This is a genomic window from Burkholderia sp. WP9, from assembly GCF_900104795.1.
In the GTDB taxonomy this organism is placed as follows: Bacteria; Pseudomonadota; Gammaproteobacteria; order Burkholderiales; family Burkholderiaceae; genus Paraburkholderia.
This window is the reverse complement of the sequence record NZ_FNTG01000001.1, coordinates 647,330-663,887: the sequence shown is the minus strand read 5'-3', so window position 1 is coordinate 663,887 and position 16,558 is coordinate 647,330. Positions and strand designations below refer to the sequence as shown.

The following is a 16,558-nucleotide window of genomic DNA, read 5'->3' as shown; positions in this document are numbered from 1 at the left end:
TTGCGATTTGACAAATTAATGAGTGTATGAAATACCACATTAAGTCTACATCCTATGTTGTATCGTCCACCCGCTCCCGTTCCGTTCATGCGTTGACAAGTAAGTTGCCCGACTGACAGACGAGCGCCGCCCGCATCAATCGCCACTGCCATTCTTTAATAAAAACAATTTGTTACATAAGATTTTAAATCTATATTCTCGAATATCGCCTAACGTTTATGCGTGCGTGGGAACCCCGTCCTGCGCACGGTCCTTTTTGGCCCGTCCATGTACGGGCTTCTTTTTGCTGGCGACGCGGCGGGCACAATCGAGCATCCGTTACTGCCACTGAAAATTCAGACTCTCCTCTATGGCGAAGTTCTGGGGAGTGCGGCCGTTGGCCGCAGGCTCTACGCTCTTGGAGTCCGTGAACCGGATGCGCCTGAGCGTGTGCGGCGAGTATCCGGTCAACTGGACCAATGGGGATTTTTGAATCGTATGCGATCCATCAACGACGCCTGTCTGAGGGTGCACGCCGTTGCAGCGAGGATGGTGTAGAGGGAAGCGCAATCAGGGAATGTCGACCGGCATCCTCCAGGGAAGCAGCGCGTCGTATTCATCGACGGTATTTGCAAGTGGCAACCGTTGAAACAGCCAGGTGAGGTAGCGATATGGATCGATGCGGTGGGCGCGACAGGTCTCCACGATTGAGTAGATGTTAGCGCTGGCGTTTGCGCCTGCAACGGTGTCTGCAAAGAGCCAGGAACGGCGTCCTACACAGAATGGGCGAATTGAGTTCTCACAAATATTATTCGAGATGGGCCAGTTGCCGTTCTCGATGTAGCGAGCCAATTTCGGCCACTGTCCGCGCAGGTAAGTTAGCGCTTTGCCAAGCGGGCTGTTCGGCACGACGCCAGGAGATTGCTCGATCATGAGCTTGTAAATGACATCGAGCACGCGCCTACAGTACCGTTGTCGCAATCGCTGTCGCCGATCGACGGCCCATTGTGCGCTGCGTGCCTCGACGGCGAATAACTTTCCGATTAGCTTGATGAAGCGGGTGGCGAGCAGATCGGGCGAGCGCGCTGCTTTGGGCACATTTTCCTCTGCCTTGATGAAGTATCGTCTCGCGTGAACCCAGCATCCAAGATGAACAAGCTGGTATCGCTCGGCGAGGCCGTTATAGGGTTCATAACCGTCCGTCATCAGGACCGCACCTTTACGAATGCCCGTGAACAGCTTGTCAGCCAGGTGCGCACCGCGACCGGGCGTGTAGGTGAAGCAGCGGATTGGATTTCCTGAATCCGTCATCTGCGACCAGAGATAGCTCTTCGTCTGAGGCTTACGCCCCTTCTCCTTCAGGACCTGGAATGTCGTCTCGTCGCAGTAGACCAGCTCCGCATCGAGCAGTGCATCGCGCATCAGGTTAATCACGGGCTGTATTGCCAGACCGACGCGAACCATGCTCGCGGCGATCGTGTTGGACGAGATGTCGCCGCCGAAGCGCCGCAGCAAACCAGCCTGACGATAAAGTGGCATCCCGAACTGGTACTTGCCCGTGGCAATCCACGCAAGCGCCGATTCGGTGAGTAGTCCGCGAGGGATGATGCGCACGGGCGCCGGCGTGACCTTGATGCCGAGATCGCAGCATGGGCACGCATACTTGACGCGCTGGTGCTGGATTACGCGAAGCTGCTCTGGAATCACATCGAGCTGCTCGCTGATCTCTACGCCGATTTCCACGAGCGCGTGACCGTCGTTCGTGCAGAAGCGCTCAGCCTCGGGTAGATCATGTCGCACAACCTCGCGCGGCAGATTCGGATCGAGCGGTTTGCGATGACCACGCCGCTTGCGCTTATGGGTACCAACTGTCGTCTCCGGAGTGTCTTCCAAGGCGGCCGTGCTGTTCGCACCGAGCGCTTCGGCTTCGTTGAACAGCCCCAGTTGATCGGAACCCCGCGCTTCGCTCTTCGCGCCAAACAGTTCACGACGGTAAGCACGAAGCCGCTCCTCGGCAAGATCGCGTTCCGCTGTCACAAGCCGCAACGCGCCACGTAGCGCTTCCTGTTCTTCTCGCAGTGCGCGAGCGGCCTCGCGCTCAGCGAGCAGCTCTTTCAATTCGTCGGCGGTGATCGTGACCTCGATCGGCATACTGCTTCGACTAGTATGCCAAGGGCACGTTCAGCTAACGCGGAGATATTCTTGCTTTGTATGTCGCCGGATCGCCGTAATGTCATCGCCGTCGAGCAGCGCGTGCAGGACGTCGCTTGTCATCGTCACGACCTCGGCCTTGTTGTCCGGCCAGATGAAGTGGCTCGTCTCCAATCGTTTGATCATTAGCCAGAAACCGCTACCATCCCAGAAGAGAATCTTGATGCGGTCACGACGCCGATTCCCGAAGATGTAAAGAGAGGAGTCCATCGGGTTCAATTGCATTGACTGCTCAACGAGGATCGACAGGCTGTTCATACCGTAGCGGAAATCGACAGGATCACGGTGCAGGTAGACCTTCAGCTTTTCGTCAAACCTGAACACGGCAACCTCCCTAAGATCTGAACTACGGTGGTCAGCTCGTCGATGGTCGCAATCGAGCTGCCCAGATCAAGTTCGACGCCATTCGACAGACGCACATGGAGCGCCAGAGACATCGTCATCGAGGGTGGTGCTGGCGAAGGCGGTGTCGCCGTATGGACGAGCGCAACAAACGGCGCAGCATGACCGTCGGACGACATTGTGAACGCGGTAGGCACCGGAGTGTCCATCGTCACTTCGTCCGACACCTCTGAGACTTGAGCATCCGACTCCTTGGCGGCTTCCCTCTGTCGATATTGGGTAACCCAGGTGCGCAGCAGATTCGGGTTGATATCGTGTTCCATGGCTGTCCGCGCGATTGATACGCCTCGCTTCAAGCAAAGGCGGATAAGTTCATCACGCGCGTTGTCATCGTATTCGCGTCGGCCATCGCGCTTCTGGCCAATCACCAAACGGCTTCGCAAGTCGTTTTCTTCTGTCATCGGTGCAAATCCTCTAGGTGTCCACGTGGACACCTAGCATCAGAGTGCAGCGATTTCTACACAAGGGCGCTACTGATGGATCGCATACTTTGAATCTACGACGCCTCGACTGCATGGCCCCGTCATCCTTTGAGCGGACAGCACCTCCCTCCCGCCCTGTCCGCGCGCCCGCGCGGAAGATTGACGATGACCATCGAGGAAACCTGGACAGGCGGGTCGGGTGATTCGTAAGGCTGCGTTACGACCAAATCGACCGGCATGAACAGACTGTGGTCTGTCATTGTCAGCGAAGTGCCGGTGCCCAGCGCGGCGTCCGAGAAAACCATTCGAATTACCAGGCGGCCAGGGCAAGTCTGGAGCGGTAGCTTCGGCAAATCGCCTAGCCGGGGTGGAGAGAACTGCGGCGTGGTCGTCGATAACGGCCCCGGAGCGCGTGAATCGATAGCCTTGAACGTCGACTGTGATTAAGTTAATTCCGTCGTGTGTCAAAGCGAGCATCTGGTCAGCCAGGCTTGCAATAACTGTTCCTTTGATGGACATATCGCCCTGCGTTTGCGTGCGGCCCCCAATCAGGACCTGACATTCGTTCGCACCATGCTTAAAGAGGACGAATCACGCGCCATCGTCGAGCGCCTGCTCCAGGTAGCCGGCCTGCGCTCGCAATGCCGGCGCAGCGACGGCGCCGGTCGATTAATAGGAGTAAGGCGAATGGTTCATCGCCGACTTCCTCATTGAAGTCCATGGCCTGCCTTGAACCTACGGCTCTGCCTACGTTATCGCCGTCAGCGCTCCAAAACTTGCACTTCCGACACCCGCCACTCACGCGGGGGGACTTAAGCGTAGACGTTTAACGGCAGCTTCGTCGTTTTCGAGCAGGCCGCATCCTATGGCATTGTCGCCGGCCTGTTGCATATGCCGGTCAACTCGACGTCGGCTCCGCGCGAACGCAATTGAACGCAATCTACTGCGTGGGTCATCCGCGGCTAACAACACACGACACACGTGTTAGCTCTGCAGTCCGAAACACACCATGAAGAAATTCGCCGTAGCGAGTCTCTCCACCGCAGGCTTTGCGAGGCAACCGCTCCCGCATCCTGATGGCTTCTCGAACATCTCCGCATGCTCCGCGATTCCCTACCTAGCGTAACGAGCTCGCGCTGCGTGTCCGAAAACGGCCTCGCGCTCGCGTGCGCTTCAATTGGTCCAAAAATTGGTTGAGCCGTTTTGGCTAGCCCCCGTCAGCCACACTCCCGCACGCTGCTTCTGTCCGAGAGCAAGGCCTCAAACTCGCTGAGCGCGAGCGGCTTCAAAAGAGCGCCGTCAAAACACGACATGTCGAAGTGGTCGCAGAGGTCCACATCGGCACTCAGCGAAATGATGCGCCGGGACGCATATTTCTCAGATGCGCGCAGCCGGAGACACACCTCGTAACCATTCATGTCAGGCAGCGCAATGTCCAGGAGAATGAGGTCGAATCCGCCTTCTTCCCTCGTCACCTCCAGAGCTTCAAACCCGGAATAGGCCTTGGACACGGCATGCCCCATCGCACACGCGATGTCGGCAAGCACGTCGGTCGTAGCCCGGTAATCGTCGACGAGCAGGACTTTCATCAGAAGGCACTCCCGGCACGAGGACACCCGCGGTCGTCCGCCTCCACTTGAGACGCCGCGTTCGCGCGAGTCGCGCGCGATACGCAAACGGAGGGCCTATATCCAGATGCGCGTTCGCCTGACGCGGATTGCACGTCCCGGGCGTCGCTACAGGGCTCACGTGGCGGTCAAGATGCGCCCAATGACGATTAACACTCTGAGGCATTCTGAATGAAAAGCGCCGACGGCTATAACCGGTGTTTACGCTACGCCGGCGTTACTAAAGAGCGCCGGCAGACAGTGCGTCGTGGCCGGGGCTGCTGACACCGGTCGCCCGGGGTCAGAAGTACCCCAACAGGCTTGACTCCTTTATCCTCAGGCATGACTGAATTGCGCGTGCACGTGCCGACGGTGACACCGTACACGTAAGGCACTGTATATTCCCAAAAGCTCGCCTGTTGGCGGCAGAACCACGTCTGAGGGACGCATTTCACTACATGGGGCTCAGAAGGTACCACGGCGCATGATTCGTTGCGTGTGAATGAACGGGCATCGTATCCCGTGACCTAAACCACGTGTTCCAGCGAAATCTGGTTCTCCAGTAATGCACGCAGCTCACCCGTGTCAGGGCGCGTTCCCCAATTGCGCGCACCGGCGACCGAAGCGATGGCCATCCACGAATTCGGCGGAAGCCATTCACGTACCACAACACCGTCCCGAAGGATGCGAAGACAGCCGGTTTGCTCGCAGTAGTCGGCCCGCATGTCCATGTCAGTCAACTGCGCTGTAACTCGGGTGCTACGGATTCGCAACATTGGTCTCTCCAGCCTGTCGGGCCGGTTAAGTTATTGTCCGCGCCAGCATCTGACATCCACTCTTCGCAGATAACTGGTCACGCGGCACTTGGGTAGGCACGTATTGTTAAGCGCTCGGCCTCAGGCGGGAACACGCGCCATGCACCGTCATCGTGCCGGAAGAAAAATAGTGCAGCTGGACCTTCGGGTCGCAGCGCCTCAACGCGTACACAGCGCCTCCGATTAGCGCTCGTGCGGCCGAATCTGGTTACCCGAATCGGCGCCGCCAAACCCGGCGTCAGCCATTTTTCAATCAGCACACGCAAGGACTTTTCCGCGTTCATCGGCTCTTCCTTCGACCTTGTTCCTATTTGATTCGGACTGTCCTTTTTGTAGTATCCGACCTTCGCGCAGTCAAATCATCAGGTCCCTTTGCAAAACCTTGTTACGCGATTAACAACAATCCGCACTCGACCCAAGGCACCATGATTCGCAAGGAACCGTAGGTATGCTTTCGGTGCTCTATCGTTGGACGCCGATGAGCATCGCCCGCCTCTTAAAACCAGATATCTGTTTCACCCATGGCACGCGAATTCCTTGACGTCACCGAAAGGTAATTCGTTGTCAGGACAATCGGGCATCTTGCCCGGGTTGCGTGAGGGCATGGCACCACATGTAATCTGCGACGGTTGAAAAAACGATATGACGATACCTGTTCTAACCGCATACCGGGGCTACCGGCTGAAGGCAAGCGCAGCACCTACGCTCTCTGGCCTCCATACGGCGGACCTTGTTATAGAAAAGCCGGGACGTCCGCCGCAAACCTTTGCCGCCCTAGATTACTTCCACGAAGGGGAGCAGGCGTTGAGATACGCGACCGCGTGGGGAAGAATCTGGGTCGACATGAAGACGTGAAGGGGCGGATTTTCTCCGTGAAGGAAATGCGCGATGGTCTGTCAGTGAAAATCGAAAACAGCGCATGGCCGCCCTTCGGGTCAGCCACCCAATGTCGTTCGAGGCATGCATTCATCCGAGCAAAACCCTTCCACGTCGATTGCAGCGACCAGCCTTTCCACATTGATGAACGGCCGGCTCGGCGGCCAGCAATACAGCTGTCACATGAGCAAGCTATTCTAACTGCCCACCCACGGAGCCTGCGTTCCTGTTCAATCTGCAATCTCCAGTGCTCGAGAGGCTCCGTGCGTAGAACAATCAGGGAGATGCCCAATGAGAAACCCGCTAAGTCACCACGAGATTGCAGCGCTATTCGTGCTCTTCAGCGCGCCCAGACAGGTGGCACTCGCTGACCCAGAGGCGGCCACGCTCCAACAGGAGCGTCTGGTCGAAGTTGTCCCGAAGACCGCCACCCATGCGGAGTTACGACTGACATCCGAAGGCAAAGCGCTAGTAGCGCGCCTAGGATTGACGAAGATATGGCAACACTGCCATCCTGGCATATGTTGAATCAACGAATCACCCACGGCTGGCTGGCAGGACAACAGCGCCTCCTGAGGTCGCGTGCCGAGCCATCGGGTTTGACTTGCAAGACATCGTCGCAGCGACGCATGCAGGAGCGAGCATGCCCACATCTCACCCGGAAGTTGGTAGCGAATACCCCGACTCCTGTCCAAGCTCACCACATGGAGTCGGCAAACGTCGCCCGGTCGTTGGTTCGCCAGGAGTCTCGGGGGAACGCGAGACACCGTTTGCCCTGACGGCGCCCTACGCTTCGCCAACTGTAGTCCGGGCGACAGCGCGACAGAAGGCTGCGAGTTACCAGTCGAAATGCTAATTGGCAAACTTCATATCGACATGATACAAAATCGTGTCTCACGGCCGGTCGCGCTGTGGGCATGACAATCGCGAATGCGGCACTTAACACTGACGGGATTAGACATGGCAACAGGTACTGTGAAGTGGTTCAACGATGCAAAAGGCTTTGGGTTCATCACGCCGGACGGCGGTGGCGAAGACCTGTTTGCACACTTTTCTGAAATCCAGGGAAACGGCTTCAAATCCCTCCAGGAAAACCAGAAGGTGAGCTTCGAGGTGAAGCAAGGTCCGAAGGGCAAGCAGGCTGCAAACATCACGCCGCTGTAACAAGCGAGTAAAGCAACCTCCCCCGGAACCCCTGACCCGCCCTAGCTGGTCGATGGCTTCTCCGCGCGCCATCGCACGCTGACACGCTGCAGTTTCACGCTCAGGGCGCGCTTTTTCGCCAATGGAACGGTGGGCCGCGTTAAAGGAACTGGCGAGAAACACTCCGAAGTCCGACTGCTTCCAAAGCTACGCGGGCGCGAATGCAACAGCCCCACGGTCGGCAATATGCGTGAAGCTTCGAATAAACCGGTACGCCTGGTCACCGATTGTTATCCGGTTTGCGCCCGACTCCGTCAACTCAAGTATTTCATCGGCCAACGCCGCAGTAATCGTTCCCTGGTCAGCCAAATCGTCCGCCGACCCCGTTGGGTCGCCAATATAGACGGAGCAGACATCTGCGTCGTGACGCATCAGGACGACGCATTCCCCCTCGTCAAGCGCCAGTTCGAGATACCTGGAAAGCGTCAGCAGCGACTCTGGCGGTTGTCCGTGCTTCGAGGGAAGCAAGCCGGAAGCGGTTGTCATACTCTGGTCCCGTGAAACACATCTGCTGCCAAGGAATGGCAACGGTCAAAACTCCACCATACGTGGATTGACGCCAACATCATATCGCCCCCGGTGCCGACACGGGGTAACCAGGCTGCCAATCACGAAAGGACTTCGCCACCACTGTCTTGCAGCACAATCCGCCTGGTTGCTCACCTTTTGGCATACGGGTCAAACAAACATCGGCGGAAACATCCGTTGCCTCAATGCAACGTCGCCAACAGAGCAATTCATGGAGTCAAATGTTCGAGGGGCGGAACAGGCTTGCAGGAAGGCGTTGGAGTTCGCCAATTCGTACCACTCTTCGGCCTCAAAGACAGCGCTCGTCGGTCTCGGAGCTGATTCGAGGAACACAACATTCCCCTTGATTTCAGCGACCAAGTCGAGCAGAAGCTCCCCCCTTATGGCGTGCCATTGCGAGGGCCCGGTCTTGACTGCAATGGTGTTGCCCACTGCCGTGACGCGGATGCCTGGGAGCGGCAGTTCATCTGGCAGTTCAGCCGTCAATCGCGAGAGTACCTGAACTAATTGCGCGTGGATAAGGTTTTTGCGACGCGCGACCAGTGCTGAAAGCGGGTAGCGGTCGGCCGCTCCCGATTAACCCTTAATGTCGAACTGCTGAAGGTCTGGGCTGTCCGACGAGAATCAGTGGAAACGCGCCTGAGTCGGGCAGCGCTGCGGTCGCAGAAATGTAGGAGAAAGCGAAGATGGTGTGCGAAATCGTTGGCTCATTTTACTGTCTCGACAAGCAGGAGGAAGCCGTCCTGGAACTAATGGCCCAAGGCTTCTCCCGCGACGGGATTCGCCTTTGCAGAATGCCTCTTCGGTTACGTGAATTGGCCGCTCACTGCAACGATAGTCAGCGCGACTGGGCTGACTGGAGGACCGCCGAGTATGCAGGCCACGGCGAACATCTGGGCGTGATGGACTTCCACGACCATCTGTTCGAGACGGTCCAGTTGCCGGGTGACGGAGACGTGCCGGATAACGGCGCGAGTTTTGACGACCGCAGCCCTGGCAACATCGCTGTGAGCGTGAAGAACGACCATGAAATTCGAACGGTTCGCGAAATTTTTTCACGATTGGGGGCAGTCGACGCCGACGAGCCGAAGCTCACAGCTTGGTGATTTCGGCCTACCCGCGCATGAAAATACGTTATCGATATTTGGATACCCTTCGTGGACGGCTTTGGGGTATCAGTGCGGCGTCAGCTGGATGCTGACGGCAATTCAACGGACAGATTCATTTCCAGATAGTCGACGCCTTACTTGATGACCATGCGGGCAGCACTTCGTCCGGCCCGCTCACAATTTCCCCGAAGCTCAACTCACGGAACGCCAGTTGGAGAAGCGTGCTGTGTTCTCGCCGATGCTCATTTGACCCACAGGCAGACAGAAGACTGACCAACCTGCCAATCAAGTATTAACAATTCGTTGCCGTGCCCGTGCGAGTGATGTCATTGGGGAGAACCAGCACGAGCGCGTCATCGTCTCGCGCCGGTTTATGTGCCACAAGTCTAACGGTGTCCATAGTGCATTTCAGCCATCATCCTGCGCGGATGCGAGCAATTCAACCGTTCGCCGATACACATCGTCCGCGAGCTCGACCGCGCGTTCCATCATGCGTGGCACCGGACGTAATGGTGCGGCATATTGACACCAGTCCCGCAACTCCTGCAGCAGACGCACTTCAGCAGAGCTCAGGCCGAGTGCGCTCCCTGCTGCATCGATAATGTCCCTGCTCGGGTGTTGCACATCACCGACCTTCACACTGCGCGCCGCAGCTATACGATGCAGCAAAAGTACGCGGCCTCGAATGCCCAGACCATCCGCGCGTGGGGCGACAGTTCGGTCATGTGGCAGTCGCACAGCAGTTCCCGGCTTCGCTCCAGCCTCAGCCTTCTTGTCAAACTTGTGTGCGATGTCACGAGCTTGCTTCCTTTGCCGCCGATACCTAACGCGAACCATCCTCGGCGAACATTAGCGCACGCCCGGTTTGCGCGTCTTGTAGCCCCGCTCCTGGCCGCGCTGACAGTTCATCGGTCGAGTCCCGCTCCGGACAGGCATATGAGGAGCTCAGCATTGTGGGTAGTCAGTTCCACACCAACGCCATCGCACATGTCGTCCGGCAAACCGGACCTGCCGATGGATAAAAGCCTAGGGCAAAAAACTTCCTTTACCCACTCGTGATTTTGCCAATAATCGGCACGGTCTTGACAATCAATCCGTCACTGTCTCGCCTAGGGCCGAAAAATGTGCTGAAGGGTCTCCGGTTGCCGTCCGCCGTCGCGGCTCAAGTGCTCGCCCCTCCACTCTTTGGGGGGCGATGACTACTCCAGACCCGTAGCTCCGAAATGACTTCAATCTCACACTCTCGGGCCGACATTCCTTTCGCAGAGCACGCAGCAGGTCCATCGCCGCATCGCCGTCGCGACCGCCCTGCCCAATAACTTGTGAACTCATCTTTCGTGAGGTCGCAGACGGACCTCGCGCGAATGGCCGACGAAAAATAACCGGACAGGTAAGCCGCCTTAGAACATTTCAGAACAGGCTCAAACCACCAAAGAATTCTGGTGGTCACTGACCACGTTCGGCAATCTAGCCTCGACTCACCAGTTCTGAGAAGCGCGGCTCATAGGCTAGTCGAAGAGGCCCGAACGTCGCCAATCATCGGATGTTCCGAAGCAGATGAGGGCTGCTGTCTGGGGCGTGCAGCATGCATTGAAGAGCAAAATCAGGTCCGACACAATCCTATCCGGCATGCGGTAAGGCGCCCGTATTAAGCCCACCGCATGAGCTTCGAAGAAGCACCTCTCGACCCACCATGAGGGCACTGCCACGAGCCCGAGCACGGTCTCCCGCATGATTGGCCTCCTGTTGCCGCTCAGCGCCCTGCACCTTACCGTGCCCCGACGCTGGCATTCGCCGCAATACTCGAACATAGCTCACGCGAACGCTATCCGGTCTAACACCAGAAGGCAGCGGCGGGGGTACCCCCCGCCTCGACGACGGAAAGCACCTGTCACCGGAAACTCGGGGCAGATACAATGCACGAAGACCATGGCGTTAACAAAAAGGTGGGCGACCGAGCAACCGCCTCAACGCCCAAAAAACCGAAGGGCTAAACGTGTTCAGAACCAGCCGCATTGAGCGCAGGACTGAACTCGCCCCGAGGCACCGCTGAGAGACGGGGAACGCGTTGAACACGAACAAGTATGCAGGTAAAGGGAAGCGGTTCGCAGCACGTGTCTATCGCTTACGCGTGATTGGACTGGGCATCGGGTTCTTCTGCGTCGCATCCGTCCTGACGGAATTGCACGCAGCCCTGCTTCTCTGGGCGCTGCTGGTTTTTCACGGGTTTATCTGGCCACATATTGCGTACCGCGTGGCGCTCGCGTGGACCGTGCCATACAGAGGTGAGCGGGTCAATCTGATGGTAGATGCCGCATTCGGCGGCCTCTGGGTTGTCGCCATGCGATTCAACATTCTGCCAAGCGTCCTGATACTCGCATTGCTGAGCATGGACAACATCGCCGCGGGCGGGTTGCCGCTTTTTGTCCGGGGCATCGCGGCTCATGCTATCGGGGTCGCGATTGGCGTTATTGCACTCGGATTGGCGTTTGTACCGCAGGCGCAGATGTCGACCATTCTGGCCTGCCTGCCCTTCCTCATTCTTTATCCATTGGCGCTTGGCTGGACAACCTATAGCATGTCGCAAAAGCTCGCCGCTCACGCGCGAGAACTCGAACGACTAAGTCAGACCGACGGCCTTACCGGCCTGTGGAACCGTCGACACTGGGAGGGTTTACTCTCCCAACAGTTCGACCGTTGCCGAACCGAAAAACTGGAGTGCTGCCTCGTGTTATTCGACCTGGACCATTTCAAACGGGTCAATGACACGAAGGGGCACGCCGCTGGTGATGCTGCTCTGCGGAGCTTTGCGATATTTCTGCGCGAAAACCTACGACCCGAGGACATCATCGGCCGATATGGTGGCGAGGAATTTGGCGTCATTCTGCCGGGGCTCAGCCTCGCTGACGCAGAAACGATTGTGGCACTGCTCCTGCTCGCCCTTCGTACACGGGCAAGTCAAAGCGACGGGACACTTTTTTGCACATCTAGCGCCGGACTCGCGGTGCATCGACCAGATATGACCAATTTCACGGAGTGGCTGATGGAGGCGGACCGCTGCCTCTACGAGGCAAAATCTAAGGGCCGTGACCGTTTGGTCGTTTCAGATGCACACTGACCATCTCGTCAGAGATGACATCTTTGCCGCATCGGCGACCCGGTCAACTCAGATGGAATCCTCTGTGGTTGTTCGTGCAATAGATAACCCCGTGCTGCAAGGTCATTCGCTGACGGAGCCGAACATAGCCAATCCACAGAAAAAAAAGGCCGCCCGGGAAAGAGCCCCCCCGACGCACGAGTAAATTACCACCAAGGGCGTGCACAATCTGCATGCCCGTTGACGCACAGACATTGACCCGCGTGTCCACATCGGGCTAACCAGGCTGCCAGTCACGAAACGACTCCGCCATCAACGTCTTCCAGTCCTATCCTGCTTGTTGGCCACCCAAATTTCGACATACGGCTCAATCAGGCATCGGCGGCAACAATCTGGCGCGCGCACGCCGCACCTCCGAAAATTGCTTGCAAATTTCATGTTTCCAACGTGCACGGCGATGACGGCGCGAGCGTTATATCCGTCAGCGGGCAAAGCGGCGCCTGCACTGCGATTGAAATTTCGATAGCCGTCTCAACATCACCCCAACACAACCGACGGGTATTACAAGATGAGAACCACTGTCAAGTTCGCGCTCGCTATTGCGGCGTCAGCACTCACAGGCATCGGAACGGCAAACGCAGCCGGTTGCATCAAGGGGGCGGTCGTGGGCGGAGTTGCCGGACACTATGCTGGACATCACGCGGTCGCAGAGGCGGTTGGCGGCTGTATGGTCGGACATCACCTGGCGAAAAAGCACGCCGAGGAACAGGCCGCGCAGAAACAGACGGCACACGCGCAGTAATGCTCGGGAACAGAGTTGCTCGCCGCAGTGTTTGAGCGTGTCTTGACTGTTGCTGGCTATCATCGTCGCACGCACGTCCAAGGTCGCCCGTTTCGCCGGCAGCGTATCAGCACAGCGTCTTTTGCCAGCGGGCGTCGCCTCGGTGGCGGGACTGAGAGTTATGGAAAGAAACTGAAATCAACATGCCTGGTAAATCACGAATCCGCAAACACACCCCGCTAGCGATGTCACCATTGCTGCGTGCACTTACGTTCAGTCGGGCTGCACATGAGCTAGTCACCCAAGCCATGCTCCTTCGGTGCTACACGGGTCTGGACGCCTTTCGGCGAGGTCGTGGCTCGCGCGACCTATTCACGACTTTGGGGCGCCAACTACTGATTGCCGAGGAGTTGTGTCGCCTCGAACACCACGCAGACGAAATTGTGGACATACAAGAAGCGCACGCGGCGCTGATACATATCGACGCTGCCGAGAAGGAAGGAGGCGTTTGGGTCATAGGTGATGCCGATTACGCACGGCTATGCGCTGCGTTCGACATGTTCGGCCGCCAGTTGTCCGCAGCCTCTCTTGATGTCATTGCCAAGGCCGAAGCCCGGATGGTCGAAGGCATGCTCAATGCCGAGCCAAGATTCGACGCTGTAGAAGTCTCGAAGTAACTGACGTTCGCCTGACAGCCTTTGTCTCCGCATGAAACAGCGCTGTTCACAGTGGACCGCTCGTGCACTGCTGATGTAACGCTCTCAACGCACATTTTGCCTACGCGGCGGCCCGCGAGCCGACCCGCAGCACCTGGACTACCAGCCTTCTCGAATCATGCGTTCCCTTCAGGCTGATAAGCAACGCGTAGGCGCTCGGCCCGATAGTGAAGTGGGTTCTGAACGCTTCGTCAATTACGGGTCCAATTGTCATACCAGTCCCTCTGGGTGAGGCGCTCATAACGTACCGGCTCTATCTGCGTCGTTTCGGAACGGAGTCTAAAGCACCCACCCTTGAGTGCTGCACTTGAGATTTGCCGGCCTCAGGGCCGACGAAGAACTGGAGTCAATCGAAGACGACGAACCGAATGACCGCCCAACAATTAACGCATGCATCACAAGCCAGTACTACGTATGACTATCCCAACGCTGCCAACAACTTCATAAAGTTGCGCTTGGCCCGATACGTCTGGCGAATAGCGTCAAGTTCATTGGCAAAAACTGCGTGCTCCTTCAGCTCTGTCCGCAACTTCCCGATGGTGCGCACGATGCCGAACGCTTCGTCATATCGGGCGTTTCGTGTTCCGCTCTCAGCCGCGATTGGCAGCAAGCGATGATAGAGCGCGACGGCGTCGTGCGGATGCGTCTTTGCACGAATGGATGCCATCGTCGCCCACATGTTTACCGCTACTGGACCTCCGCAGAACGCCTCCCATGCGGTCTCGCTTTCGCGCTCGGCGAGAAAAACTTTCACAAGTTCAGTGCGGCTCGGCGTTTGCCAGAGGCTGCGCTTCGCTTTGGTCGGCGCCTCTTCCGCGCGGACAAGCTCCCACAGATGGTTGAGTGCGCGCTCGCGCGTCGTATCGTATCGACCAGTTGCCGTGGCGACATCCATTAGCGCCGCAAACGCTTCGGCAACGGGGCGCATCTCGAAGCGCTGCCACGCGAATTCATCGGCCTTTGCGAACTCGCCACGGCGCAGGTATTCCTGGATACAGAAGTCGAGCAGACGCTGGTCCACGTTCTTTCCGGATTCCTTGAGGCCACGTTCGGCCCACGCCAGACCGTCGTCGTGACGCCCGTGCTTTGCACAAAGCTCTGCGACCAGCAAAAACCGGTATGGACTCGACAGGTCCTTCGAGCGAATACGAATCAATGTGTCGACATCGCCATCGAGCTCCGCGAGCCGCTCCATCGCCCGCTCCAGACGCATCCGCAGCGGCTCAAACGACCTCCGAAATTCATTGCTCGGGGCGAGCGGCGGCAGCGCGTCCCAACCGCTGCCGACGAGTTCACGGTATCTGCGCAGCCCGGCGTCGCCCAGCGGTTCCGCATAAGCCGGCAGCACATCGTAGAACGTGTCCCATACGCCTTCCGTCTGAAAATCGAAGAGGCGCTCGGCGAGTTCCACCGCGTCCGGTCGCGTCTGCCGGCACGCCGCAAGATGAACAGCTGCAAGCTCCATAATTGCCGGCATGACATCGCCACCGGAGTCGTCGATTTGCTCAAGGCTCTTCTCGGCACCGGCTATTGCCAGTTCCGCCAGTTCGACTACCTGAGACGCGTGGGGACCGCCGAGGCGTTGCCGCAGCATATCTGCGAGCGACATCAGGCCGTCCCCGTACGCGCCGGCTTCCCGCCAGTCGAGCGGTCGCGAAATTCGCGTTGCCTGACGCACCGCTGCCTTCATGCCCGGCAAGTCGCTAGCGGTTGCCGCACGCGCAGCGAAGAGCAGCTTGTCGCGCAGCGTCATGTCACGCTCAACCGCTTCGAGCAACAACTCCTGCAGACTTTCTTTGTCCAGTGCCGCCACGTACTCGCGGATTTGCTCTTCGTACGTCTTTCGCTTCTTGCGCGGCTTTGCGGGCTCGGTTTCGTCGACATGTAACACTTCCTCACCCGAGTTTTCGAGCCATGAAAGCGCGACCGCAACGGCATGCTTACAGAAGATGCCGTCGGCGCCGACGGGGCAGTCACATTCGTACGTCAGCTCTCCGTCGTCGCCAACGCCAAGTTCAACGCTGTATCGATGCGTGCCGCGCACACTGGCACGAAGCAAACCGTCATGTTCCTCAAGGCGCGATACCACGCCGTCGTGGAAATAGGCTTTGCCCCGAGCGAACGTTTTCAGGTCAGCCAGCGACTGGAGTTCGGTGAGGGTGATGACGTCGGCGAAGGATGAAGTGTGAGACATACGTCAGGACGAGTTTTCGAAATGAGGGAAGCGCCGTTTTGGTCGTGGCGATAGCGCGGAAGCCGCAATGACCAACGGCTGCTCAAGGCAGCCGTTGGTCATTGCGGAACTCTCTGCCCTTCCGAGGAGGAACTTCCACTCCAAGTGGAATCCGGCGCTGCGCTGTTTCATCCGCTCTACGCAGCCTTGGCGCTCATTATAGAGGAGCACCACCAGGCCTGTTCTAGCCCGTCAGTGCCGGAACGACCTGACGACCAGAGCTCGACATCCAACAGGGACACCACCGCACTTAGCACCGACAATCAGGCGGAGCCAGATAATTGCCAAATCGACGTTCTCCTGTGTCTCGCAGAAGTCCAGGAGTCTGTCGCCAGCAGACAACAATCATCGCTTACCCAAGTGCAGGCCCGCGCTTTTTGCGTCGTTCATCTGGCCGACACTAGCATTTTGCGCACAACGGTAACAACGTTGTCCGCCTTGTGTTTGTCTGCGCGGGTTGGCGCACACTCGAGGAGCGTGTACCCAGTGAAGCGATAAAACTTACAGGTGAGACGGTAATAATTAGAAACAAAATAATTTTTATGTAAGCCCAAGCCTGAAAGGCTTTATTGCTCTTAA

Annotated in this window: 14 protein-coding genes; 5 read left to right on the top strand and 9 right to left on the bottom strand. The window is 57.7% G+C overall.

Going from position 1 to position 16,558, the window contains the following annotated elements; translation table 11 throughout:
• Window positions 1-549: 549 nt before the first annotated feature.
• The 5 genes from tnpC to BLW71_RS02920 form a co-directional block, all read right to left on the bottom strand.
• Window positions 550-2,130 (bottom strand): IS66 family transposase, encoded by a 1,581-nt coding sequence (gene tnpC / locus BLW71_RS02940; RefSeq protein ID WP_091793022.1) that lies wholly within the window; start codon window positions 2,128-2,130, stop codon window positions 550-552.
• 30 nt (window positions 2,131-2,160) lie between these two features.
• Window positions 2,161-2,514: an IS66 family insertion sequence element accessory protein TnpB gene (tnpB, locus tag BLW71_RS02935; protein ID WP_086381291.1), complete on the bottom strand. Its 354-nt coding sequence runs from the start codon at window positions 2,512-2,514 to the stop codon at window positions 2,161-2,163.
• Window positions 2,490-2,993 carry a transposase gene (locus BLW71_RS02930; protein ID WP_177204957.1) on the bottom strand — a complete coding sequence of 168 codons (504 nt, stop codon included), beginning with the start codon at window positions 2,991-2,993 and terminating at the stop codon, window positions 2,490-2,492. Before BLW71_RS02930 ends, tnpB begins: the two co-directional genes overlap by 25 nt.
• 1,238 nt (window positions 2,994-4,231) lie before the next feature.
• Window positions 4,232-4,603, bottom strand: a complete 372-nt coding sequence (locus tag BLW71_RS02925) for a response regulator transcription factor (protein ID WP_091793020.1) — start codon at window positions 4,601-4,603, stop codon at window positions 4,232-4,234.
• A gap of 545 nt (window positions 4,604-5,148) precedes the next feature.
• Window positions 5,149-5,397 carry a hypothetical protein gene (locus tag BLW71_RS02920; protein WP_091793018.1) on the bottom strand — a complete coding sequence of 83 codons (249 nt, stop codon included), beginning with the start codon at window positions 5,395-5,397 and terminating at the stop codon, window positions 5,149-5,151.
• Between the two features lie 1,875 nt (window positions 5,398-7,272).
• Here BLW71_RS02920 and BLW71_RS02900 point away from each other — a divergent pair.
• The gene (locus tag BLW71_RS02900; RefSeq protein ID WP_091793010.1) at window positions 7,273-7,476 is read left to right on the top strand and encodes a cold-shock protein; all 204 of its coding nucleotides are present in this window, start codon (window positions 7,273-7,275) and stop codon (window positions 7,474-7,476) included.
• Window positions 7,477-7,662: 186 nt separating this feature from the next.
• On the opposite strand, the gene BLW71_RS02895 is transcribed toward BLW71_RS02900, so the two are convergent.
• Window positions 7,663-8,001 (bottom strand): hypothetical protein, encoded by a 339-nt coding sequence (locus BLW71_RS02895; protein WP_091793008.1) that lies wholly within the window; start codon window positions 7,999-8,001, stop codon window positions 7,663-7,665.
• A gap of 192 nt (window positions 8,002-8,193) precedes the next feature.
• Window positions 8,194-8,529, bottom strand: coding sequence for a hypothetical protein (locus BLW71_RS02890; RefSeq protein WP_091793006.1), 336 nt, complete (start codon window positions 8,527-8,529; stop codon window positions 8,194-8,196).
• Between the two features lie 200 nt (window positions 8,530-8,729).
• Between BLW71_RS02890 and BLW71_RS02885 the strand changes: the two genes are divergently transcribed.
• On the top strand, window positions 8,730-9,149 hold the full coding sequence (locus BLW71_RS02885; RefSeq protein ID WP_091793004.1) for a hypothetical protein: 420 nt from the start codon (window positions 8,730-8,732) through the stop codon (window positions 9,147-9,149).
• Window positions 9,150-9,560: 411 nt separating this feature from the next.
• Here the strand turns inward: BLW71_RS02885 and BLW71_RS40685 are convergent, their stop codons facing one another.
• A complete protein-coding gene (locus BLW71_RS40685) occupies window positions 9,561-9,791 on the bottom strand; it encodes a hypothetical protein (RefSeq protein ID WP_143048279.1) in 231 nt (76 codons plus the stop codon).
• 1,429 nt (window positions 9,792-11,220) lie between these two features.
• On the opposite strand from BLW71_RS40685, the gene BLW71_RS02875 reads away from it, so the two are divergent.
• The 3 genes from BLW71_RS02875 to BLW71_RS42740 all read left to right on the top strand — a co-directional run bounded on the left by BLW71_RS02875 (window position 11,221) and on the right by BLW71_RS42740 (window position 13,707).
• The gene (locus tag BLW71_RS02875) at window positions 11,221-12,270 is read left to right on the top strand and encodes a diguanylate cyclase (RefSeq protein WP_091793000.1); all 1,050 of its coding nucleotides are present in this window, start codon (window positions 11,221-11,223) and stop codon (window positions 12,268-12,270) included.
• A 547-nt stretch (window positions 12,271-12,817) separates the two neighbouring features.
• Entirely contained in the window at window positions 12,818-13,051 is a 234-nt protein-coding gene (locus BLW71_RS42080; RefSeq protein ID WP_091792998.1) for a hypothetical protein, read from the top strand.
• Window positions 13,052-13,473: 422 nt separating this feature from the next.
• Entirely contained in the window at window positions 13,474-13,707 is a 234-nt protein-coding gene (locus tag BLW71_RS42740) for a hypothetical protein (protein ID WP_353615880.1), read from the top strand.
• 457 nt (window positions 13,708-14,164) lie between these two features.
• Here BLW71_RS42740 and BLW71_RS02860 read toward each other — a convergent pair whose 3' ends face one another.
• Complete coding sequence (locus BLW71_RS02860) at window positions 14,165-15,940, bottom strand: SWIM zinc finger family protein (protein ID WP_091792994.1); 1,776 nt, start codon at window positions 15,938-15,940, stop codon at window positions 14,165-14,167.
• Between the last annotated feature and the right edge of the window lie 618 nt (window positions 15,941-16,558).

What these genes read in the sequence shown, in the direction of transcription:
- BLW71_RS02895 (WP_091793008.1), bottom strand. Translation starts at nt 8,001, where the DNA reads ATGACAACCGCTTCCGGCTTGCTTCCCTCGAAGCACGGACAACCGCCA.
- BLW71_RS02925 (WP_091793020.1), bottom strand. Translation starts at nt 4,603, where the DNA reads ATGAAAGTCCTGCTCGTCGACGATTACCGGGCTACGACCGACGTGCTT.
- BLW71_RS02860 (WP_091792994.1), bottom strand. Translation starts at nt 15,940, where the DNA reads ATGTCTCACACTTCATCCTTCGCCGACGTCATCACCCTCACCGAACTC.
- BLW71_RS42080 (WP_091792998.1), top strand. Translation starts at nt 12,818, where the DNA reads ATGAGAACCACTGTCAAGTTCGCGCTCGCTATTGCGGCGTCAGCACTC.
- BLW71_RS02900 (WP_091793010.1), top strand. Translation starts at nt 7,273, where the DNA reads ATGGCAACAGGTACTGTGAAGTGGTTCAACGATGCAAAAGGCTTTGGG.
- BLW71_RS02920 (WP_091793018.1), bottom strand. Translation starts at nt 5,397, where the DNA reads ATGTTGCGAATCCGTAGCACCCGAGTTACAGCGCAGTTGACTGACATG.
- tnpC (WP_091793022.1), bottom strand. Translation starts at nt 2,130, where the DNA reads ATGCCGATCGAGGTCACGATCACCGCCGACGAATTGAAAGAGCTGCTC.
- BLW71_RS02885 (WP_091793004.1), top strand. Translation starts at nt 8,730, where the DNA reads ATGGTGTGCGAAATCGTTGGCTCATTTTACTGTCTCGACAAGCAGGAG.
- BLW71_RS02930 (WP_177204957.1), bottom strand. Translation starts at nt 2,993, where the DNA reads ATGACAGAAGAAAACGACTTGCGAAGCCGTTTGGTGATTGGCCAGAAG.